This window comes from Bilifractor sp. LCP19S3_H10 (assembly GCF_052119185.1).
Classification (GTDB): domain Bacteria; phylum Bacillota; class Clostridia; order Lachnospirales; family Lachnospiraceae; genus Bilifractor.
This window is the reverse complement of record NZ_JBQKFT010000015.1, coordinates 21,877-46,062: the sequence shown is the minus strand read 5'-3', so window position 1 is coordinate 46,062 and position 24,186 is coordinate 21,877. Positions and strand designations below refer to the sequence as shown.

General features: G+C 51.2%; 17 protein-coding genes. All 17 read left to right on the top strand.

Translation table 11 applies throughout. The annotated features are described in order from the left end of the window. Positions 1–36: 36 nt before the first annotated feature. The 17 genes from ACTQZS_RS11530 to ACTQZS_RS11450 all read left to right on the top strand — a co-directional run bounded on the left by ACTQZS_RS11530 (position 37) and on the right by ACTQZS_RS11450 (position 24,182). Positions 37–1,041: a rod shape-determining protein gene (locus ACTQZS_RS11530; protein ID WP_441099808.1), complete on the top strand. Its 1,005-nt coding sequence runs from the start codon at positions 37–39 to the stop codon at positions 1,039–1,041. A 45-nt stretch (positions 1,042–1,086) separates the two neighbouring features. Next, entirely contained in the window at positions 1,087–3,330 is a 2,244-nt protein-coding gene (gene recD2, locus ACTQZS_RS11525; protein ID WP_441475933.1) for an SF1B family DNA helicase RecD2, read from the top strand. Between the two features lie 211 nt (positions 3,331–3,541). Further along, entirely contained in the window at positions 3,542–4,333 is a 792-nt protein-coding gene (locus tag ACTQZS_RS11520; RefSeq protein ID WP_441475932.1) for a ComF family protein, read from the top strand. Between the two features lie 271 nt (positions 4,334–4,604). Next, complete coding sequence (locus tag ACTQZS_RS11515) at positions 4,605–5,042, top strand: hypothetical protein (RefSeq protein ID WP_441475931.1); 438 nt, start codon at positions 4,605–4,607, stop codon at positions 5,040–5,042. After that, positions 5,039–6,355 carry a hypothetical protein gene (locus ACTQZS_RS11510; protein ID WP_441475930.1) on the top strand — a complete coding sequence of 439 codons (1,317 nt, stop codon included), beginning with the start codon at positions 5,039–5,041 and terminating at the stop codon, positions 6,353–6,355. The genes ACTQZS_RS11515 and ACTQZS_RS11510 overlap by 4 nt, the downstream gene beginning before the upstream one ends. 114 nt (positions 6,356–6,469) lie before the next feature. Then, positions 6,470–7,354 (top strand): diadenylate cyclase CdaA, encoded by an 885-nt coding sequence (cdaA, locus tag ACTQZS_RS11505; protein WP_441099801.1) that lies wholly within the window; start codon positions 6,470–6,472, stop codon positions 7,352–7,354. Further along, complete coding sequence (locus ACTQZS_RS11500) at positions 7,332–8,663, top strand: CdaR family protein (protein WP_441475929.1); 1,332 nt, start codon at positions 7,332–7,334, stop codon at positions 8,661–8,663. The genes cdaA and ACTQZS_RS11500 overlap by 23 nt, the downstream gene beginning before the upstream one ends. 71 nt (positions 8,664–8,734) lie before the next feature. Then, entirely contained in the window at positions 8,735–9,022 is a 288-nt protein-coding gene (locus tag ACTQZS_RS11495) for an HPr family phosphocarrier protein (protein WP_441475928.1), read from the top strand. Positions 9,023–9,591: 569 nt separating this feature from the next. Then, complete coding sequence (locus ACTQZS_RS11490; protein WP_441475927.1) at positions 9,592–11,400, top strand: trypsin-like peptidase domain-containing protein; 1,809 nt, start codon at positions 9,592–9,594, stop codon at positions 11,398–11,400. Between the two features lie 10 nt (positions 11,401–11,410). Next, entirely contained in the window at positions 11,411–12,967 is a 1,557-nt protein-coding gene (clpX, locus tag ACTQZS_RS11485; protein ID WP_441475926.1) for an ATP-dependent Clp protease ATP-binding subunit ClpX, read from the top strand. A 368-nt stretch (positions 12,968–13,335) separates the two neighbouring features. Further along, positions 13,336–14,940 carry a phosphoenolpyruvate carboxykinase (ATP) gene (pckA, locus tag ACTQZS_RS11480; protein ID WP_441475925.1) on the top strand — a complete coding sequence of 535 codons (1,605 nt, stop codon included), beginning with the start codon at positions 13,336–13,338 and terminating at the stop codon, positions 14,938–14,940. A 175-nt stretch (positions 14,941–15,115) separates the two neighbouring features. Further along, positions 15,116–15,562 carry a large conductance mechanosensitive channel protein MscL gene (mscL, locus tag ACTQZS_RS11475; RefSeq protein ID WP_441475924.1) on the top strand — a complete coding sequence of 149 codons (447 nt, stop codon included), beginning with the start codon at positions 15,116–15,118 and terminating at the stop codon, positions 15,560–15,562. 408 nt (positions 15,563–15,970) lie between these two features. Beyond that, positions 15,971–17,086, top strand: a complete 1,116-nt coding sequence (locus ACTQZS_RS11470; protein WP_441475923.1) for a DUF3048 domain-containing protein — start codon at positions 15,971–15,973, stop codon at positions 17,084–17,086. Positions 17,087–17,545: 459 nt separating this feature from the next. Continuing rightward, positions 17,546–18,058 carry a dihydrofolate reductase gene (locus ACTQZS_RS11465; RefSeq protein WP_441475922.1) on the top strand — a complete coding sequence of 171 codons (513 nt, stop codon included), beginning with the start codon at positions 17,546–17,548 and terminating at the stop codon, positions 18,056–18,058. Between the two features lie 48 nt (positions 18,059–18,106). After that, positions 18,107–19,162, top strand: coding sequence for a flavodoxin-dependent (E)-4-hydroxy-3-methylbut-2-enyl-diphosphate synthase (ispG, locus tag ACTQZS_RS11460; RefSeq protein WP_441475959.1), 1,056 nt, complete (start codon positions 18,107–18,109; stop codon positions 19,160–19,162). Between the two features lie 52 nt (positions 19,163–19,214). Continuing rightward, positions 19,215–23,978 (top strand): PolC-type DNA polymerase III, encoded by a 4,764-nt coding sequence (locus ACTQZS_RS11455; RefSeq protein WP_441475921.1) that lies wholly within the window; start codon positions 19,215–19,217, stop codon positions 23,976–23,978. 27 nt (positions 23,979–24,005) lie between these two features. Next, the gene (locus ACTQZS_RS11450; RefSeq protein ID WP_441475920.1) at positions 24,006–24,182 is read left to right on the top strand and encodes a hypothetical protein; all 177 of its coding nucleotides are present in this window, start codon (positions 24,006–24,008) and stop codon (positions 24,180–24,182) included. The last annotated feature ends 4 nt before the right edge of the window (positions 24,183–24,186 follow it).

Below are 24,186 nucleotides of genomic sequence, written 5' to 3'. Positions count from 1 at the left end.
GAGCTTATCCGATAAGATAGAAAGGAATATTATTATATGCCGGTTACTGACATTGGAATTGATCTTGGAACGGCGTCAATTATTGTATATGTCAAGGGGAAGGGAATCTTCTGTCAGGAGCCATCCGTTGTGGCCTATGACAGAGACGCGAACAAGATTCTGGCATTCGGGACCGAAGCGGCGCAGTGTATCGGACGAATGCCGGGCAATATTGTCGGGATACGTCCGCTGAAGGATGGCGTGATCTCGGATTTTGTCGTTACCGAACGAATGCTGCGGTATTTCATCCGAAAATCCATGGGAAACTGGAATATTCTGAAGCCGAGGATCTGTATCTGTGTGCCGAGCGGCGTTTCGGATATCGAGAGAAGAGCGGTGGAGGAAGCTTCGTACCGCGCGGGCGCAAGGGACGCTGTGATTGTCCGGGAACCGATCGTCGCCGCGATGGGCGCCGGTGTGGATATCATGCGCGCGAGCGGCAGCATGATTGTGAATATCGGAGGCGGTATCAGCGAAATCGCTGTCTTGTCTCTTGGAGGGATTGTAATTTCTCAGTCCATCCGGACGGCAGGAGAAGCATTTGACGAGGCAATCTGTCAGTATATTCATGATATCTACGGATTGATCATCGGAAGCCAGACCGCAGAGGATATCAAGATTCAGATCGGATCCGCAGATCCGGACCGGAGCCTGAGACAGGTCTCTGTGACGGGACGCGATGTGGATGCGGGATTTCCGCGGACAGTCAGCATTACCTCGGATCAGGTAAGAGAAGCCGTCTCTCCGGCGGTGCGCCGGATTATAGAGACAATCCGCGTAGTGATGGAGAAAACACCCCCGGATCTTGCGGCAGATATAGCAAAACGGGGAATTGTTCTGACCGGAGGAGGCGCGATGCTGGACGGACTGGAAGGAGAAATCGAGAAGGCAACCGGAATCCGGACCCTTCTGGCGGACAATCCGCAGCAGGCAGTCGCTGTCGGTACCGGGTTGTATATTCGTGCAATGTCGGATTTTGAAAAGCAGAAGAGTTTCCGCTGAGGAAGCCGGCTGCGTTCCGGTAAGGCCGGACATTTGGAGATGAGCATGTCGGAAAAAATAGAAGGATATGTGGAGCATATCATCTATCGAAATGAGGATAATGGTTATACCGTTCTGAATTTGTCCACGCTGGACGAGGATGTGACCTGTGTCGGCAGCTTCTCCTCGGTCAACGAGGGAGAGTATATCGAGGCGGAGGGAGAGTATAGTGTTCATCCAAGCTACGGAAAGCAATTCCGGGCAGAGAATGTCCATGTTACAATTCCGAGAGACAGTGTAGCCTTGGAGAGGTATCTGGGGAGCGGAGCCATCAAGGGCGTAGGAGCAGCGCTGGCCTCACGCATTCTGAAGCGGTTTGGCGATGACACCCTGCGGATCCTGGAGGAGGAGCCGGAGCGGCTGGCCGAGGTAAAGGGGATCAGTGAACGGAAAGCCCGGGAGATCGGAGAGCAGGTTGAGGCAAAATCACAGATGCAGAACGCTATGATTTTTCTCTCCCAGTACGGGATTTCCCTTTCTCTCGCCATCCGGATTTATAACCGTTACCAGGACAGGCTGTATACGGTGATGCGTGAGAACCCTTATCAGATGGCAGATGATATTGACGGGGTCGGATTTCGGATCGCCGATGAGATTGCTTCCAGGGCTGGAATCCGGCCGGATTCAGAATACCGGATCCGGAGCGGAATCCTGTACGCACTCAATCAGGCTGGCGCACAGGGCCATATTTACCTTCCGAAGGAGATCCTGGTGCAGAGAGCCGGAGAACTTCTGGGAACAGATCCCGGTGACATCGACCGGTATCTGATGGACCTTGCTCTCGACAAAAAAATAAAGGCGCTGGTCTTTGAGGATGAGAACGGAGATTCTCACGCGAGAATCTACGCGGAGAGATCGTACCTGACCGAGTTGAACTGCGCAAGAATGCTTCAGGATCTGAATCTTCATATCAGTGAGGACGAAGAGGCGGTGAATGAGAGGATCCGAAGGATCGAGAAGTCCGACCGGATTGTTCTTGACGATCTTCAGCGCAAGGCAGTTGCGGCAGCGGCCACGAACGGTATTTTTGTATTGACGGGAGGGCCTGGAACCGGAAAAACAACAACGATCAATACGATGATCCGGTATTTTGAATCGGAGCATCTGAGTATCGCGCTGGCAGCGCCGACCGGACGCGCGGCGAAGCGGATGACGGAGGCGACCGGTTATGAGGCGTCTACGATACACCGGCTGCTTGAGATTTCAGGTGCGGCTGATGAAGAATCGATGAATGTACGCTTTGAACGGAACGCTGAAAATCCGCTGGAGCAGGACGTGATCATCATTGATGAGATGTCGATGGTTGATATTTTTCTGATGCATTCACTTCTTTCAGCGATTGTCCCGGGAACACGGCTGATTCTGGTGGGTGACCAGAACCAGCTTCCGAGCGTCGGACCGGGCAGTGTGCTCAGGGACATCATACGGTCCGGATGCTTTCCGGTTGTTATGCTTACCAGGATTTTCCGGCAGGCGCAGGAAAGTGATATCGTGGTCAATGCACACCGGATCCATGCCGGGCTTCCCGTTCGCACGGATAATCGGAGCAGGGATTTCTTTTTCCTTGAACGGGAGGATGTGCGAGTGGTACAGAGAGTTGTGCTCGCTCTGGTGCAGGAAAAGCTCCCGAAGTATGTAAAGGCGGATTCTTCGGAGATACAAGTCCTGACACCGACACGAAAGGGAGCGCTTGGCGTCGAGAGTCTCAACCGGATTCTGCAGACTTATCTGAACCCGCCATCTCCTGCCAAGCAGGAGAGAGAAACCTCCCGCGAAATTTTTCGGGAGGGAGACAAGGTCATGCAGATCCGAAACGATTATCAGCTGGAATGGCAGCTGAGGGGAAAATACGGAATCGTCGCGCAGCGGGGTCTCGGGGTGTTCAACGGTGATATGGGCATCATCCGGAGAATTGATGTGCCGAACGAGCTGCTTACTGTTGAATATGAAGAGGGAAAGACTGTGGATTATACCTTCCGCCAGCTGGATGAACTGGAGCTGGCATACGCTACGACGGTTCACAAAGCACAGGGAAGCGAATACCCTGCCGTAGTCATTCCTCTTCTCGGAGTTCCGCATATGCTGCAGACACGGAACCTCCTCTATACTGCTGTGACAAGGGCCAGGAAATGTGTGGTTCTGACAGGAAGCCGACAGGTGTTCCAGGCGATGATTGAAAATGCAACCGAGGAAAACCGCTACACGTCATTGGCGGAACGGATCATCGAGCTGAAACGGCAGGAGATTTGAAGCGGATTTCCGGCGACAGAGACCTGCGGAAGAGAGCATGCCCAGCTGCTTCGAACGCTGTGGATGCGCCTTGCCGGCGGGTTTGCGTAGCACAGAGATAATATGCGGCGGAAAGAGACCGAGACAGGCCGGAAGCATGGCGCATTGCGTTAGCGGTTCCCATTGACAGAGGTGTTAGGCGCGGAAAGAGACGCGGACAGGAGGGAGAGCCTTGCGGAAAAGCCCGGACAGGAGAAAGGAAGATGGATTCCCGCAGAGAAAGAATGATATATGGCGGGACGGAATGCTGCGTGCGGAAAAAATTGCCGGATTGCTTTATCCGCGCCGCTGTCCGTTTTGCGATTGTCTGTTGTCTGCCGGAGAGCCTTATCTGTGCCGGAAATGCGCGGGCATTCTGAACTTTATCACAGGACCGGTCTGCATGAAGTGCGGAAGACCGCTGGAGTCTGATACCGCGGAATACTGTGATAATTGCCGGAGAAGAGAGCATCGCTTTATTCAAGGCTTTGCACCCTTTACGTATCGGGGGATGGTGCAGGATTCGATCACCCGTTTTAAGTACGGAAACCGGGCAGAATATGCCGGGTTTTATGCGACCGCGATCTGGAAACACGGCGGCATACATCTGAAAGAATGGAAGCCGGAGCTGATTCTTCCTGTTCCGATCCATCCGGACAGGTACCGGAAACGGGGATACAATCAGGCGGAAGAGGTTGGCCGGCATCTTTCGGAGAAACTCGGAATTCCCTGTGCGACGAATGAAATATACCGGAGAAAAAACACCCGGCCGCAGAAAGGGCTTACTCCTTCGATGAGAAGAAAAAACCTTTCAGGCGCATTTGCTGCGAGAGACGGTGTAAGCCTGCCGGAGAGGGTGCTTCTGGTTGACGACATCTATACCACAGGGGCAACGCTGGATGCGCTTGCGGAGACGGCAGCGGAAGCCGGGGCATGCAGGATATGGTTTGCCTGCGTATCCATAGCGCCGGGTCAAAGTGTATGACTGATTCAGACGGGTTGTAGGGGAAAGCAGGCGTCAGAACACACACTTTCAATGGCTCCGGAAGTATGATAAAATAAACTGATGTTTTTTTATACCGTTATGCCCCGAAAGCGGGGCCCACAAATTGTATAGGCTGCGGATTGCTCCGTGCTTCGCACTCTCGCAATCCTACAGGTATTCGAAATCGCATACAGTCTCTTACACGCGCTTCGCGTGTGACGATCCTGTCTGCGTTTTCGAAGAGCTTATACAGTATATAGAGGACAGGAAAATGATTGACAAGAAAAGACTGTACCTGATGATCGGTCTGGCGAGATTTGAGAAGAAACACGCGGACGGGTCTTTCCGGATCAGCCGGTATTATCAGAGAGATTATACGGCTTTTGCACTGATCCGGAATCTGCTGCTGAGCACTATTGCGTATATTCTGCTGCTCGGCGTACTGATGCTGGCAAATATGGATACCTTCTTATCCCGGCTGAATGCCGGGGATATCCGGCCTGTTATTGCGGTGCTGATTGTGAGCTATGTTATTTTCGTAGGTATCTATTCTGTCATCGCTTATATACTGGCGCGGATCCGCTATGTTCGGATGCAGAGCGACATGGAAGAATATGAGCGCGCTCTCGCAAGGCTGGGACGCATGTACCGGCGGGGATATCACGAGGAAAGCTGCGAACGGGAAAAGCAGGAGGAAGAGGAAGAATGAACGAATTGCTTGAGTTAAGAGAGAGACTGATCCGTTTTTATACGGATTATGACGTATATATACGTCCGCTTTTCCGGTTTGCGCTGGCGGTGATCACGTTTATTACACTGAATGACAAGATCGGATATGTGAGTCAGTTGAACAATCTGCTCGTGATAATCATTCTGTCTGTTATCTGCGCGATCCTTCCGGTTAACGGGATCGTCTTTATCGGTACCGTGCTGATTGTAGCGAACAGCTTTGGATTGAATGTCGGAGTCGGCGCATTCGCTGTTGTGCTTTATCTGCTGATGCTGCTTCTGTACTTCCGCTTTGTTCCGAAGGATGCGCTGGCGATTATTCTTACGCCGGTGGCGGGAGCTCTGCACATGCCGATGACGGTTCCTGTTGTGCTGGGGCTTATGCGAGGTCCGGTGTCGGCAATCACGCTGATCTTCAGCGTGCTCTCCTGGTCCTTTGTAAACGGTCTTCCGGATACCGTCGAAGCGGTCGCGAATACAAAAGGTGCCAGTATGATTGACATTGTTCAGGCAATACCCGGCGCGATGATGAATTCGAAGACGATTCTCATGCTTGTGACATTCGTGGTGGTATTTTTGATTGTTACCTGCATCCGGGAGCTGGTCAGCAGCCATGCCTGGGAGATCAGCATCATCGTCAGCGCGATTATATATCTCGGGCTGATGATTGCCGGTGCCAGTATTCTGAATGTGAAGATAAATCTTGTGATGACCGTGATCGAAACCGCGATCTCAGCTGCCGTCGCATTTGTCTTTGAATTTTTCTGCTATAATGCGGACTATTCCCACACGGAGTTCCTTCAGTTTGAGGACGACAACAACTATTATTATGTAAAGGTGACTCCAAAGCGCAGACCGAGATATAATCTCGAAGAGGAAGAGGACGAAACGGAAGAGGTGGAGGCAGACGCGGATGAGAAGCGTTTTGTCACCCGGGAGAACAATATCTATGAGAAGAAATTTGAGGGGATCAATCTTCAGTCCAGACTCGAAGAATCCCTGAAATCTCTGAATACAAACCAGAACGGCCGGAAAAATGGCCTTGACGGTTCTGCACCTGGTACTGCCCGGAACACAGACAAAGATGAGAAGATGACAACCATAAACCTTACCGTAGACAGTGAGGACCGTCAGACTCGTGCAGATGTTCATAAGGACAGGAATTCGGACATTGGGGGAGAGACAATCCGACTGGATCCGGTTTCTCCTGAGAGCGGAGATGAAGCAAAAACCGGAGATGAAGCAAACGCCCGGGAAGAGGATATGGGACAGACCAGGATCATCAGAAGGTAAACGGATGTGCCATATTGTCGTACATAGCTGCAGGCTGCTTTCTGCCACAGGCTGTACAGGCTGAGGATTGCTCCGGGCGTCATCCGGCTTAAGTCAGAGAAGAAGGAGAATCATATGAATGCTTTTCTGAGCAGGTTTCAGTATTACATCCTTTCATGGCTGAAGCCGCCAAAGACAATTCAGGTCATTGATATTATCCAGATTCTGCTTCTGGCTTTTCTGATCTACCGGCTGATCATCTGGATGAGGAACACCCGCGCGTACACTCTGCTGAAGGGAATTCTGTTTATCGGAGCGTTTGTCATTGTCGCGAACATTCTGCATATGGAAGTGATCGTCTGGCTTCTCGGCAATCTGAGCGTCGTCGCTTTTACGGCAATTGTCATCATCTTTCAGCCAGAGCTCCGAAAAGTACTGGAGCAGATGGGACACAGCAACGTACTGCGCTCCTTTTTTTCCATCAGCAAAACCGGTGAGGACAATAAGCGATTCAGTAACCACACGATAAACGAGCTGGTCAGGGCCTGTTTTGAAATGGGTGATGTGAAGACAGGCGCCCTGATCGTTATCGAGAAGGAGACGCTGCTGGATGAGTATATCAGCACCGGTATTCGTCTGGACGCTATTGTGTCGGGTCAGCTGCTGATTAATATTTTCGAACATAACACCCCGCTTCATGACGGCGCGGTTATTATTCAGAATGACCGGATTGCGGCAGCTACCTGTTATCTGCCGCTCTCTGACAATATGGAGCTGAGCAAAAAACTCGGTACCAGACACCGTGCCGGTGTCGGTATCAGCGAGATCACAGATTCTCTGACGATCATTGTGTCGGAGGAGACCGGGAGCGTATCCTACGCCATGAATGGACGGCTTCACACGGCGATTTCTCCGAGCCAGCTGCGCGAGGTTCTGCAGGATGTCCAGGTGCTGTACAATGATAAAATCCGCATACTGAAAGGGGGACGCAGAAACCGTGATACGAAGAATCCTAGCTAGTCTGCGTTCCAATATCGGATACAAGTTGCTGGCATTACTGATAGCGATTGTCATCTGGTACTCGGTAGTGGACATCAATGATCCTGTGGAGACAGAGTCTTACAGTGTTCACATTACGGTGGCGAATGAATCGTACATCTCAAACGGAAAACAGATCTACATGATCGAGGATCAGTACAAGACAGTTACCGTATATGTGAAGGGAAACCGGTCGGAGCTGAAGAAAATCTCCGCGGACAATATCACCGTTACGGCCGATCTGACGCAGATTGTTGATCTTGACCGCGATCCTGTCATGGTTCCATTATCGGTCACGGTTCCCGGTATTTCGGCTTCAAATGTGACACTGTCCAGAACGGCAATACCGATTACGATTGAAGATGTCGCGAGCAAGGAATTCGCTGTGAGTGTGGACACAGGAAGTTCGGTTCCGGGATCCAGCTACGAGGTGGGAATCGCGACTCCGAATCCGGAGAAAATAGTGATCAACGGACCGGAATCCATCATCAATGAGATTGACAGCGTGGTCGCCAAGATCGACGTCACAGGCATGACGCAGGATGGAAACCGAAAGGCAGAGCTCGAGATCATGGACAAGAACGGCGAAGCGCTGTCCCAGGAGACAGTTCAGGATGATCTGACGTTCGATGGCGGTGTGCCGGATGTTTCGGTATATGTAGATTTGTGGAAGAAGCAATCCGGTGTCGGGATGAAGGTTGAGTACTCCGGAGAACCGGCCGAGGGATATAACGTAACGGCTGTGAGCACGACACCGGAGACAATTACCGTGGTTGGAACAGACGACGCACTGAGCCAGCTTGCGGCAAACGGGAATATTATCACGATTCCGGAGGGGTATGTATCTGTGTCAGATGCCTCCTCGGATGTTACGGCGGAAGTTGAACTCAGTGACGTGCTTCCGGACGGTCTGCGGCTGGCATCGAGCACGGCAGGTACGGTCACGGTAACCGTTACGATTCTTTCGGACGAAACCAAGGAATTCACGCTGGATGTGGATGATATAGCTACAAATAACCTGGATCCGGATCTGACGATCTCGTATGACCAGACCAGCATACAGGTGCGGCTGAACGGAGCGGGATCTGTGATCGATGATCTGAAGACGTCAGACATCAAGGCTTCCATCGATCTCAAGGGCAAGGATACAGGCGATTATACCGTAAATATATCATTTGTGCTTCCGTCGGGAGTATCGCTGGATGATGAGGTTTCGATACCGGTACATCTGAAGGAAAAGGCGACAGCAAGCTCCTCTTCCGGGAGTGATAAAGGCGGAACCAGTTCGTAGGCAGCCGTTATGAGCACATGAGAAAAGCATTCCGGCAAGTGCCAGGCAGATATATGCAGCAGGAAACAGAAATGGTCAGCAGAACAATGGTAATAAAAGGGAAAAACGGGCTGCATCTGAGACCCGCCGGCAGGATCAGCGAGACGGCGCTCCGTTTTCAATCCGAGATCCTTCTAGAATACAACGGGGGTCTTTCCACAGCAAATGCCAGAAGTGTACTCAGTCTGCTTGCGGCAGGTCTGCAGGATGGAGATGAGGTTGTACTTTGCTGCAGAGGCTGCGATGAGAAAGAGGCCCTGGATGCGGTTGCAAAGGTATTTTCGGAGGAAACGGAGGCTGTCCCTCTCCGGGAGAGGTAAAGGTGCCTGCCGATGGCACGGTATGCTGCTGGATGTGGGCATGAGAAGCGGATATAAGCGGATAATGGAAGGTGACCGTATCGATTGTAAGCATTTAATGGAAGGCAATCGTATCGATTATACAGATACTGTTACCCTGATACTATTATCCAGATGCGCATGGATATGAGAAATGCATAGCAGAAGGTGACAAGAATGCCCCGGAAAGCCATATGGAAACGGCTGCCGGGGCATTCTCTGCACATGCGGCGAGTCTCATCTGTGCCGATATGGCATAAGGCGGAGCTTATGCCATGCATGTCATGACAAAGTGCATGGGGCTTCATCTGTGCCGATATGGCATAAAGTGGAGGACAGACCATGTAAATAAGCTATGCTGATGCGACACGCAGATGATTGCCTCACACATATTTCCTACATCAGTAGGGCCATCTGGTATGTGTTCGCAGCACAGAGGATTACCGCAGTTTTGCTTACTGTTTTCACATATTCTACACAAATAACAGGTAAAATACGTATATTAATGGGTTTTCACGCTATACTGGCGTTGAGAACGGAGGAGCTTGCATATGAGTGATATACACAACGATAGAAATTCCGTTTCGTCATCGGAAGAGAACACCGGAACACCAGATTCGTCTCAAAAGGAAAAGAGCGGAAATCGGGATGCGGAAGCGAAGACGACCTACAGCTGGGTGAACCCCAAACTCCGGCAGGGTGGATCGGAACAGAAAGGAAATAATCCCTGGTCCGGCGGAAGTGACGGAAATTACTGGAGATACAGTGACCATACCGGAAACGGAGAAGGACAGGGAGAACAGCACAGAACGGAAGAAGATGCCGACGCTCATCAGGAGGAGGGCAGGGGAGATCCCTGGTCCGGCCGAGGCAGAAATGACTATTCTGATTATTCGGCTGGCAGCAGTCGAAGGGACCGGAAAGGACGGAAAAATCTTGACCAGGATCACCGGGTGAAACGACCGCGACGCAGCGGCAGACATTGGGCAACGGTTGCAGCCATGGCAGTGGTGTTCGGCCTGATCGCGGGGCTGGTTGCCTACGGCGTTAATTATGTCGGAAACCTGATCCACCCGGTCTATTCATCGGCATCGGCAGGAGAAAACACAGATACCCCGAACCATTCCGGCAAGGATGCTTCGGATGAGACGGAAAATGTCACGGCTTCTTCCGGGACAGCGCTTACGCCGGATATTGCGTCTACAGGCAAGGATCAGGAGATGTCGGTCGCAGAGGTCGCATCGGCCGCTATGCCGTCGCTGGTGACGATTTCTACCATGTCCGTAGAAGAAATGCAGAGCTTTTTCGGAGGCACACAGAAATATCAGGTCCAGGGAGCCGGAACGGGCGTTATTATCGGAGAAAATGATTCGGAGCTTCTGATCGCTACAAATAATCATGTGATAGAAGGCGCGACGCAGGTATCCGTGGGATTTGTGGATGAGTCGGTTATTTCCGCACAGATCAAGGGATTCGACGAGGATCATGATCTTGCAGTGGTTGCGGTAAAACTCTCGGATATCTCGGATGATACAATGGGTCAGATCCGTGTGGCAACCGTCGGGGATTCTGATAAACTTGTTCTGGGTCAGCAGGTGGTGGCTATCGGAAATGCGCTCGGATACGGCCAGTCGGTGACAAGCGGGTATGTCAGTGCGCTTAACCGGTCGCTTCAGCTGTCTGATGGCACAAATACATTCAATTCAGACGGTCTGATTCAGACAGATGCTGCCATCAACTCCGGAAATTCAGGAGGGGCGCTCCTGAATATGAAAGGAGAGCTGGTCGGCATCAATGAGGCGAAGCGAAGTGGTAATGGCTCACAGGCTTCTGTAGATAATGTGGGTTTTGCAATCCCCATGGCAAAGGCGGAACCGATTCTGGAGGATCTCATGAATGAGAACACCAGAACACGGCTGGATGACGATGAGAGAGGCTATCTGGGAATCACATGCGCAGATGTCACCAGCGAGTACTCACAGATCTATAACATGCCGGAGGGCGTCTGTGTTACGTCTGTGGTATCCGGAGGACCTGCGGATCAGGCGGGAATCCGGAAGGGAGATGTGATCACAAAATTTGACGGCAAGAGTGTTACTTCATATTCCAAATTGGAAAACCGGCTGAAGTATTATTCTTCGGGTGAGGAAGTTCCGGTTGTGATACAGCGGGCGAGCGGGAGCTCCTATAAGGAACAGACGGTGAAGGTAACTCTGGGGACAAGTGATGCGATCAGCAGCATTCAGAATCCGGATTCGCAGGACCAGGGACAGGATAACAATTCTTCGGGTATGCCGGGAACAGAGCCGGGCGGAAACGACAACAGCGGAGATATCTTTGGACAATTTTTCGGATACTGAGAGGATAATTATGATTGACGATAAGGATATTATTGACGGAGATTTTCGGGAAGTGCCGGATTCCGGGGAGAAGAATGCGGACGAAGGGGATGCGGCTGATAAGGGCCAGAACGAAATAACTCCGGACGAGGTAAATGGGGACGTAAAAAATTCATCCGTTTCTGCCGGAACATGGAAGACGCGGGAAGAGGATACGGACGATGAAGAAAAGCGTCACAGCGGGCATTACTGCATGATGTGTCATCGTCCGGAAAGCAGCACGGGGAAGCAGATCGAACTGCCCGGCGGGATGTACATCTGTACGGACTGCATGCAGAAGGGATTCGAGGCAATACAGAATCCCGGAATGAATGAGATGCTGAGCAAGCTTCCGCCGAACATCGGCATGATCGATTTGTCCGGACTTGGTTTCGGCATGCCTGCCCGCGACCATAAAAAGAAGGAAAAACAGAAGACACCAAGAAAGAAGCTCACAATGCAGGATGTGCCGAGACCACATATCATTAAGGCAAAACTGGACGAATATGTCATCGGTCAGGAGCATGCAAAGAAGGTGATGTCTGTTGCAGTGTATAACCACTACAAGAGAATTCTTCAGACTCCGGAGCAGATGAAGGACGGGACAGAGATCGAGAAATCAAATATGCTGATGATCGGTCCGACCGGGTCCGGAAAGACTTATCTGGTTCAGACGCTGGCAAAACTGCTGGATGTGCCCTTGGCCATTACGGATGCCACGAGTCTGACAGAGGCCGGATATATCGGAGATGATATCGAAAGCGTTGTGTCGAAGCTTCTTGCGGCGGCAGACAATGATGTGGACCGCGCGGAGCACGGCATCATTTTCATCGATGAGATCGACAAAATTGCCAAAAAGAAAAATACCAGTCAGAGAGATGTGAGCGGCGAGGCAGTTCAGCAGGGCCTTCTGAAGCTTCTTGAGGGAAGTGAGGTAGAGGTTCCGGTAGGGGCCACAAGCAAGAACGCCATGGTTCCTCTTGAGACGGTGAACACGAAGAACATTCTCTTTATCTGCGGCGGCGCCTTTCCGGACCTCGAGGATGTGATACGGGAGCGCCTGAACCGCACATCGTCCATGGGATTCCAGGCAGATCTGAAGGACCGGTATGAAGAGGACCCTGATATTCTGCAGAAGGTAACGAATGAAGATCTCCGGGCCTTCGGAATGATCCCGGAGTTCCTTGGAAGACTTCCGATTATTTTCTCTCTCGAGAGCCTCACCGAGGATATGCTCGTTAAGATTCTTCGTGAGCCCAGAAACGCGATACTGAAGCAATATGAGAAGCTTCTTGCGCTTGACGGGGTGAAGCTTGTCTTTGACGACGGTGCGCTGCATTCCATTGCGAAAAAGGCCCTTGATAAAGATACCGGTGCCCGTGCGCTTCGGGCAATTATTGAGGATTTTATGCTGGATATCATGTATGAGATCCCAAAGGATGACAACATCAGTGAGGTTGTGGTGACAAAGGAATATGTAGAGCATACCGGAGGACCGAAGATTATCCTGAGAGGACAGGAACAATCCGGCAGCCCGATTCCTTCCTGATTATGAAGGAAAAGAGGTATTCTCAAAGGCGGCAGTTACATGGATGAAGCCGTCAGCTTCAGAATTGCTGTGTTGCTTGCATTTTAGCAATCGGCAGGCATTCATTGTGAAAAAATGTATTTTTCAGGATACAATTGACAAATTTTTGTCGAAATCCACAGTTTTGACGAATGTTGGTGACATTAAGGTTGGAATCATGTAAAATGATTTCCGTAGAAGATTACGCAGTTATATTTGATCACACAGATATCGGAGGAGCTGTTTATCGTTCCGCTCTGCTGAAGATGCGGAAGATGCGGGAAACCCGGGAATGACTTCCAGATACCAGGTGATTCATGAGTATTTCTGTAAAAGGAGGAAGCAATTCAATGGCTAACGTAGATTTAACAAAGTACGGCATTACCGGAACAACAGAAATCGTATACAATCCATCCTATGAGAAGCTGTTTGAGGAGGAGACAAAGCCGGAACTCACCGGATATGACAAGGGTCAGGTTACTGAGCTCGGCGCGGTTAATGTTATGACCGGTATTTACACCGGACGTTCTCCTAAAGATAAATTCATCGTTATGGATGAGAACTCGAAGGACACAGTATGGTGGACATCCGACGAGTACAAGAATGACAACCATCCGGCTTCTCCTGAGGCATGGAAGGCGGTTAAGGAAATCGCGAAGAAGGAGCTCTCCAACAAGAAGCTCTATGTCGTTGATGGTTTCTGCGGCGCGAACAAGGACACCAGAATGGCTGTTCGTTTCATCATGGAAGTTGCATGGCAGGCACATTTCGTAAGAAATATGTTCATCAAGCCGAATGCTGAGGAAGAGGCAAACTTTGAGCCGGATTTCGTTGTCTACAACGCATCCAAGGCAAAAGTTGAGAATTACAAAGAGCTTGGCCTGAACTCCGAGACAGCCGTTGTCTTCAACGTAACCTCCAAGGAGCAGGTTATTATCAATACCTGGTACGGCGGAGAGATGAAGAAGGGTATGTTCTCTATGATGAACTACTTCATGCCGCTGAGGGGCATCGCATCCATGCATTGCTCCGCGAATACAGACCTGAACGGCAAGAACACAGCTGTATTCTTCGGCCTGTCCGGAACCGGCAAGACCACACTTTCCACTGATCCGAAGCGTCTGCTGATCGGTGATGATGAGCACGGCTGGGACGACAACGGAGTATTCAACTATGAGGGCGGATGCTACGCAAAGGTTATCAACCTGGACAAGGATTCTGAGCCGGATATCTATAACGCAATCAGAAGAGATGCTCTTCTTGAGAACGTAACGGTAGACAAGAACGGAAAGATTGATTTCACGGACAAGAGTGTCACAGAGAACACCCGTGTGTCCTATCCGATCGATCACATTGAGAAGATTGTAAAGCCGATCTCTCACGGCCCGGCAGCACAGAATGTCATCTTCCTTTCTGCCGATGCATTCGGAGTTCTTCCGCCGGTATCTATTCTGACACCGGAGCAGACAAAATATTATTTCCTGTCCGGATTCACTGCAAAGCTTGCAGGAACCGAGCGTGGAATCACTGAGCCGACACCGACCTTCTCTGCGTGCTTCGGACAGGCATTCCTTGAACTGCATCCGACCAAATATGCAGAGGAACTGGTCAAGAGAATGGAGCAGAGCGGAGCAAAGGCTTATCTTGTTAATACCGGATGGAACGGAACCGGAAAACGTATCTCCATCAAGGATACCCGTGGTATCATCGATGCCATCCTGAACGGGGATGTTCTGAAGGCACCGACAAAGAAGATCCCGTACTTTGATTTTGAGGTACCGACAGAGCTTCCGGGTGTTGACAGCAGCATTCTTGATCCTCGCGATACCTATGCTTCTGCATCTGATTGGGATGAGAAGGCAAAGGATCTTGCGGCGAGATTCATCAAGAACTTTGCAAAATATGAGGGTAACGAAGCAGGTAAGGCTCTGGTTTCCGCTGGTCCGCAGCTCTGATAGATAATCGAAATCGTAAACTCCTGTGTGCAAGGCCCGGAGGCCTTGCCACAGGAGTTTATTTTTGCGTTGTGCGGCACAGGAGAATTGATTATAATCAGATTAAGCCGGTACGTGCAGAACACCGGTAGAAACAGATACTTTAAACTGGTACAGCCCAGAGGAGGAAGAATCAATGAAGGGATTTATGAAGGAATTTAAGGCGTTTATTTCGCGCGGCAATGTCATGGATATGGCGGTCGGCATTATCATTGGCAGTGCTTTTACCGCCATTGTAAATGCACTGGTGAACAATATCATTATGCCGTTGATCTCTGTGATAACAGGCGGCATCAGCTTTGATCAGTGGAATATTACGATGGGCGCCGGAAAGGATGCACCGGTGCTTGGACTTGGCACATTTATTGCTGCCGTCATCAATTTCCTGCTCATCGCGTTGGTGCTGTTCTTGGTAATTAAAACGATCAACAAAATGCATGAGGGCGCCGACAAACTTGTCGGAAAGCAGAAGGAAGAGGAAAAACCGGTCACGAAGATCTGCCCGTATTGCAAGTCTGAGATTCCGCTTGAGGCTACAAGATGTCCGCACTGCACCTCTCAGCTTGATAAAGATGAAGCATAAAAAAGTATCCGGGTTGGAGTACTGGAGGTGAGTAAATATCTGTTTTTGTACGAAACAGTCGACGAAAATAGTAAAAACGCATAATAAAATATAAATGACACGGCAATCCTTTGAACAACTTGCCATATCATGCGTGATGAACTATAATGTGATTGTTGGCTGTTGGCTGTTGGCTGTTGGCTGTTGGCTGTTGGCTGTTGGCTGTTGGCTGTTGGCTGTTGGCTGTTGGCTGTTGGCTGTTGGCTATTGGCTGTGCGCGGCACGCAGCTGCCTGCAGGAAGCATTGGTACAGAGGCTGTCCGTGCAAAGGTATCGGTGCAGAGATAACAGCATCAACACTGGCATCAGGATATCTTTGCAGAGATGGAGGATATCCTTACAAAGACAGGAATTGGGGGATTTGAACGATTGAGAAAGAAATATATTATGGCTTTGTTATGTCTGACGATTGGCGCGGGGCTTGCCGCAGGGTGCGGGAGGGCGGAAACTGTTGATGACTCGGTAGCACTGGTCACCGCTACGCCATCACCGACCGGCACTCCGACGGTTACGCCTTCTGCGACACCGACTTCGACGCCTGAGGAGACTCCGACGGAAGCTCCGAAGTCGGAGAGTACACTTCCGGAAGGGCAGATGTACAGTTACCTGACCGGAGAACCGATAGATACTGCTGCAGGGTCCAGAAGACCGATAGCGATCATGATCAATAATCTGCAGCCTGCGGTTCCGCAATCCGGCATCAATCAGGCGGACCTCTTGTATGAAATTGAAGTAGAGGGAAATATCACACGTCTGATGGCGGTGTTCCAGGATCCTTCCAATATCGGGAAGATCGGACCTGTGAGAAGTGCGCGCCCGTATTTTGTATATTTTGCGATGGATAACGAGGCAGTCTATTCTCATTACGGCTGGAGTCAGCAGGCACAGGATCTGATCACTTCTCAGAACATGGAGGACATCAATGGAATGACTGCGGGCGGGTTTTACCGCTCGGAGGATCGCAAGGCGCCCCACAATGTTTATGTCGCAGGATCTTCTCTTACAAGTGACGCAGACAGCCTTGGCTATAACAGGGCTTACCCCGAGGGCTATGCGCCGAATCTTGCATTTAATACCACGGATACGGACATCAGCGGAGAGGTGGCGAATACCGTTCACATTCCGTTCAAGTACGATGATCCTTATTTTGTGTTCAATACAGAGGACCGGCAGTACTACCGGTATGAGTACGGCTCGGAGCACATAGATCAGGAGACGGGTGAGCAGCTGAAGTTCAAGAACATCATCGTACAGTATGTCAGTGAGTGGCATCTGGACGATAATGTGCATCTCGATATGAATCTGTTTACTTCCGGGACCGGCGTATTCTTCACAGACGGAAAAGCGATTCCGATTACATGGGAGAAAGCCGATCAGAATGACAATACTGAATATTTTGACAGCAATGGCAATAAGATCATGCTGAATCCCGGCAAGACGATGTTTGAGATCTGTTCGGATAAGAATTCAGCCAGCTGGTCCTGATCCGACCGGAGCAGAAAGCCTCACCCGCTCACACAAGGTGTGAAGCGGTGGGGCCAATGCCGCGACAAACCTGATGATAGTATCTTTGCGCGCAAGTCCGGTTTGCCATTTGAAAAATGTATGGCAGGTATGCCTTCCGGTTGACAACCTTTGGAACGATTTATAGAATAGAAGCTGAATGGAAATGCCTGCAGGAGCAGCGGGGATCTTCAGGATGGCAGCCTTGTTATCTGACCGTTGCGGCCGGCAGAAGATCTGTGAGAAACAGGTCTTTTTTTATTTACGCGAACAGTGAGCCGCAGCCGAATGCGAAGTATTCGTGTGCGGCGAGCGTCGCGATAGCGAGATAAAACTCGCGCAGCGTGTTTTATCTCGTTTATGAAAAGAGCGAATCGCAGTCAGGCACGGCGATCCTGTGTGCTTTTTTAAGAGATTGTATAATGATGAGGTGTTTGGATAGTGAAAGCGATTGTTTGTGCAGATCAGAAATGGGGAATCGGTAATCAGGGACATCTTCTGGTGAACATCCCTTCTGATATGAAGTTTTTTCGGGATACGACGATCGGTCATGTCGTGGTGATGGGAAGAAGAACCTTCGACGGACTTCCGGGTGGTCGGCCTCTGGAGGGAAGGGTGAACATTGTTTTGTCCAGAGATTCGAATTTTCATCCGGCAGGTGCTGTTGTAGTCCGGAGCAAAAGAGAGCTCTTAGAGGAGCTGAAGAAGTATAATACGGATGAAATCTTTATCATCGGAGGCACTTCGGTCTATGAGCTGATGCTTCCGTATTGTGATGAGGTTCTGGCGACGCGGGTTGGTTTTATCTACCAGGCGGACTGTTATTTTCCAAATCTGGATTATATGCCGGAATGGGAACTGGCAGAGGAAAGCGAGGAGCAGACCTGTTTTGATATCGAGTTTGTTTTTCGAAAATACCGCAGGAAGTATCACACCGCGTTTCCTGAAATGTAGAGGGCAGAAGGCAGAGGCAGATGCTGCAGCAAACGAAAGGATTTTATGATGAAGACGAAGACAGTACGCATCGGAGACAGAGTGATCGGCGGTGGAAATCCGATCCTGATTCAGTCCATGACAAATACGAGGACGGAGGATGTGGAAGCGACGGTTGCACAGATCCGGGCGCTGACAAAGGCGGGATGTGATATTATCCGCTGTACGGTTCCGACGATGGAAGCAGCAAAGGCTATCACAGAGATAAAGAAACAGATTGCGATACCGCTTGTTGCGGATATTCATTTTGATTACCGGCTGGCGATTGCGGCGATGGAGCACGGAGCGGACAAGGTACGTATCAATCCCGGGAATATCGGAAGCTCCGACAGGGTGCGCGCGGTGGTAGACTGCGCGAAGGAGAGGAAAATTCCGATCCGTGTCGGAGTTAACAGCGGCTCTCTGGAGAAGAATCTGCTGGAGAAGTACGGCGGTGTAACTGCTGAGGCGCTTGTGGAAAGCGCGTTGAAGCAGACGGCTATCATTGAGGACATGGGGTATGATAACCTCGTCATCAGCATTAAGTCGTCGAATGTCATGATGTGCGCGAAGGCACATGAGTTGATATCGAAAAGGACCGATCACCCGCTTCATGTGGGCATCACCGAGGCCGGGACACTTTATTCCGGCAATCTGAAATCGGCGATCGGACTTGGCATCATTCTGTATCAGGGAATCGGTGATACCATCCGTGTATCGCTGACGGGAGATCCTCTTGAGGAGATCCGGACCGCAAAGTTTATCCTTCGGACGCTCGGACTTCGGAAGGGAGGCATTGAGGTGGTATCCTGTCCGACCTGCGGACGAACGCAGATCGATCTGATCCATCTGGCAAATGAAGTGGAAAAGATGACAGAGAACTATCCGCTGAATCTGAAGGTGGCGGTGATGGGATGCGTTGTAAACGGACCCGGGGAAGCGAGAGAGGCGGATCTGGGAATCGCCGGAGGAAAGGGCGAGGGACTGTTGATCCGCAGGGGCGAAATCATCCGAAAGGTTCCGGAGGATCAGCTCCTGGATGCCCTCAGAAATGAACTGGAACATTGGGAGGATCCCGGATTGTGATTGGAGAGTCAGATCTCAGATGAGTGAAACGCAAATTCTAGGAGAAAACGGAATGCAAGGGGAAACTGGAATCCTGGAAGAAAAGGAAATGCAAAGGGAAACTGAAATCCATGGCGAGAAGGGAATCCGGAAGGAAACAGATATCCGGCAGGATTCAACAGGAAGTGCGGCAGCTGCGGAGGCGCCGGAGAGCAGAAAGCTGGCAGAGGCTTTTCCAAATCTGGAGCTCGAGGGGGAGCTTGAGGAATATCTGCAGTTCGCGGTGGTGAGAAAGGCTGCATATAACCGGAAGCGCGGTGTTCTGCACATTTATCTGGAGAGCCCGCAGTGGATTCACAAAAAATATATCGATCAGCTGGAGAGGGAAATCCATCGCCAGCTTTTTTCGGATGCTTCTTTTGCGGTGAAGGTCACAGAGAAATTCCGCCTTTCCAGACAGTACAATCCGGAGAAGATGCTGGAGGTGTACCGTACGAGCATTCTGTACGAGCTGAAGAAAAAGGATATCTTTCTGGCATACCTGTTCCGGACGGCGAAAATCAGTTTCCCTGAGGAAAATCTCATGCGGATCGGGCTGGAGGATTCTGTGATCGGACATGAGCGCTGCGCGGAGCTCACCCGTATTCTGGACCATATTTTCACGTACCGCTGCGGGCTGCCGATAGAGATCGCGACGGAATTCTATCCGGTGAAGGAATCGGAGGATCTGAAGCGAAGCGCGCAGCAGATGCGGGCACAGGCAAAGCATATTTTCGAGAACTCCAGGGCAGGCCGGGAGAGGAACGGTATAGCGGAGACTGCCGGGGACGGAGACGGGAGTGCGGAGACCGGGAAGAGGGATGTTGCAGCTGTTTCGGGAAAGCCGGCGGACGGGGGAACTGCGGCATCGTCCGGGCGAGGCGGTTTCGGCATCAGACAGGGCACCGGCGGAAAAGGACGTTTTTCACGGAGATCCGGACGAGGCGGATTCGGCTTTGGCGACCGTCTGAAGATGGATGATGATCCGAATCTGATCTACGGAAGAAATTTCGATGAGGACAGCATTCCGATTGAGTCGATCGATGAGACAACCTCGGAGGCTGTCATCAGAGGTCAGATTCTGTCGGTGGACATGCGTGATCTGAGAAATGAGAAGGCGCTTGTGATTTTTGCGGTCACCGATGATACGGACACCATCCAGGCAAAGATCTTTATTATGCAGTCGCAGAAGGAGGAACTTGCCGGAGAACTGAAGGCGGGGAAATTCATCAAGCTGAAGGGCAGGATCATGCTGGACAGCTACGAGCACGAATTGACGGTATCGACGGTGATCGGGATCCGGAAGTCGGTCAGTTTCCGGAAGGGACGCTATGACAGCAGCCCGGTGAAGCGCGTGGAGCTGCACTGCCATACAAAGATGAGCGATATGGACGGCATTACAGACGCCTCAAAGCTGGTACAGCGGGCGTACGACTGGGGAATGCCGGCGATCGCGATCACCGACCACGGGGTGGTTCAGGCCTTTCCCGAGGCAAACCATGCCCTCGAGGCCATTGATGAGTCTTATCAGAAAAAATACGCTGAGGAACATCCGGATGCGGACAAGAATGAGCTGAAAAAGGTCAGAGCACCCTTTAAGGTCATCTATGGCATGGAAGCGTATCTGGTGGACGATTTGAAAGGAATTGCCACCGACAGCAGGGGACAGAGTCTTGAGGACAGCTACGTGGTTTTTGATATCGAGACAACCGGTCTGTCCAACCTGACATGCAAGATCATTGAAATCGGTGCGGTACGGGTGGAGAAGGGGGAGGTTGTCGACCGTTTTTCGGAATTCGTAAACCCGGAAGTCCCGATCCCTTTCCGGATCACGGAGCTGACCAGCATCACGGATGAAATGGTTCAGGACGCGCCGCCGATTGAGGTGATTCTTCCAAGGTTTCGTGAATTCTGTAAAGGAGCTGTTCTGGTAGCCCACAATGCGGATTTCGATACCGGATTTATCAAGATGGAGTGCCGGAGGCAGAAGATTGACTGGGAATTCACTTATGTGGATACAGTGGCGATGGCACAGCTCCTTCTGCCGAACCTGTCCCGTTTCAAGCTGGATACGGTTGCCAAGGCGGTGGGAGTTTCTCTGGAACATCATCACCGTGCCGTGGATGACGCCGAATGTACGGCCTGGATTTTTGTGAAATTTGTGGCGATGCTTCGCGAACAGGGGATTGATGACCTGGATTCGCTGAACCGGGAAGGAAGCGTGAATCAGAACGCAATCCGCAAGATGAAATCCAGCCACGCGATCATTCTCGCAAAAAACGAGGCGGGCAGAGTAAATCTGTACCGCTGTGTATCCGAATCGCATCTGAAATACTTTAACCGTCAGGCGAAGCTTCCCAAGAGCTTTGTGCAGGAGCACCGCGAGGGGCTGATCATCGGATCCGCCTGTGTGGCCGGAGAGCTCTACCAGGCATTGTTGAGGGGAGCGCCGGATACGGAAATTGCGAAGATTGTGAACTTTTATGATTATCTCGAAATACAGCCGCTCGGAAATAATCGTTTTCTCATTGAGGACGAGAAAAACCCGGCGGTCAGCAGTGAGGAGGATCTCCAGGAGCTCAACAGGAAAATCATCCGGCTGGGAGAACAGTTCCACAAGCCGGTCGTCGCTACCTGCGATGTTCATTTCATGGATCCTCAGGACGAGATTTACCGGCGGATTATCATGGCAGGAAAGAAATTTGCGGACGCGGACAATCAGGCTCCGCTGTACCTTCGCACTACGGAAGAAATGATGGAGGAGTTCGCTTATCTCGGAGAAGAAAAGGCGAGGGAGGTTGTCATCGACAATACGAACAGAATCTGCGACATGATTGAGCGGATGAGTCCGATTTACCCGAAAAAATGTCCTCCGGTGATTCCGCACTCTGACGAGATGCTGCGCACAATCTGCTACCGCCGGGCGCATGAGATCTACGGACCGGATCTTCCGGAGATCGTTCAGGCAAGACTGGAGCGGGAGCTTACCTCCATTATATCAAACGGTTATGCCGTGATGTACATCATCGCGCAGAAGCTGGTGTGGAAATGCAATGAGGACGGATATCTCGTAGGATCGAGAGGTTCTGTCGGGTCATCCTTTGTGGCGACCATGTCTGGAATCACAGAGGTAAATCCGCTGCCGCCGCATTATCTTTGTCATCACGACTATCATGTGGAATTCGATACGCCGGATGTTGTGAAATACCGCAAAATGGGATATTCCGGATGTGATATGCCGGACAAGAAATGTCCGGTCTGCGGCAGAGTCATGGACAAGCTGGGCTTTAACATTCCTTTTGAAACCTTCCTCGGCTTCAAGGGGAACAAGGAGCCGGATATCGACCTTAACTTTTCGGGAGAGTATCAGACGAAGGCACACGCATACACCGCGGTTATCTTCGGCGCGGGTCAGACGTTCAAGGCAGGGACCATCGGCACGCTGGCGGACAAGACAGCCTTCGGATTTGTGAAGAATTACTATGAGGAAAAAGGCATACACAAGCGAAGCTGCGAGATCGACCGGATCGTACAGGGCTGCGTAGGAATACGAAGAACCACCGGGCAGCATCCGGGCGGCATCGTTGTACTGCCGCAGGGATGGGACATCAATACCTTTACGCCGGTGCAGCATCCCGCTGATGATCCGGATTCGGATATCGTCAGCACACATTTTGATTATCATTCGATTGATTCAAACCTTCTGAAGCTGGATATTCTCGGACACGATGATCCGACAATGATCCGTATGCTGGAGGACCTGACCGGAGAAGACGCGACAAAAATCCCTCTCGATGAGCCAAAGGTCATGAGTCTGTTCCAGAATCTCAGCGCGCTGGGACTTCAGCCGGAGCAGATCCATGGCATCAGGCTGGGCACACTCGGGATCCCGGAGTTCGGCACAAGCTTCGCGATGCAGATGCTTTTTGATACGAAGCCGCAGAACTTTACAGATCTATGCAGGATCTCAGGTCTGTCCCACGGAACGGATGTCTATCTTGGCAATGCCGAGACGCTGATCAAGGAAGGAAAATGTACGCTGGGAACTGCCATCTGCTGCCGCGATGACATCATGGTCTACCTGATCAACAAGGGAATGGATTCTGAGGAGAGCTTTTCCATCATGGAGATGGTGCGAAAGGGGAAGGTGGCGAAGAAACAGTGTAAAAACTGGCCGGAATGGACGGCCGACATGAAACAGCACGGCGTTCCCGACTGGTATATCTGGTCGTGCGAAAAGATCAAGTACATGTTCCCGAAAGGCCACGCCGTGGCCTATGTGATGATGGCCTACCGCGTGGGGTGGTACAAGGTGTACCGGCCGCTTGCTTATTACGCAGCATATTTCTCAATCCGCGCGAAGGCGTTCTCCTACGAGAAAATGTGCCAGGGACAGCGCCATCTGGAGGAGATCATGGACGAGTTCAATTCCCGCAAGGATTCTCTGTCAAAGATGGAGCAGGATCAGTATGGAGACATGTGTCTCGTCGAGGAGATGTACGCCCGCGGTTTTGCGTTCATGCCGATAGATATCTACCGGGTGCAGCCGCATCGTTTTCAGATTATTGACGGAAAGCTGATGCCTTCGCTGGATGCCATTGACGGCCTGGGTTCTGTTGCGGCAGACAGCATCGTACTGGCGGCGCGGGACGGAAAGTTTTTGTCCAAGGATGATCTGCGGCAGCGGGGGAAGGTCGGCAAGAGCATTACGGATACACTGGACCGGCTGGGAATCATATCCGATCTGCCGGAGACGAATCAGATCTCGCTGTTTGATTTTCAAATGGAGGCGGGGTAGATTCATGGCGGCAGAATCACATGCCGAGTGAGCAGAATCACAGACCTGGGCGGAAGAACCAAAGACAGGGTGAGCAGAACCACAGACCTGGGCGGGAGAACCAAAGACAGGGTGAGCAGAACCACAGACCTGGGCGGAAGAACTACAGATCGGGCAGGAAAAATCCAAGACCAGACCGGAGGGTATCTGGATAAAGGGGCGTAAACAG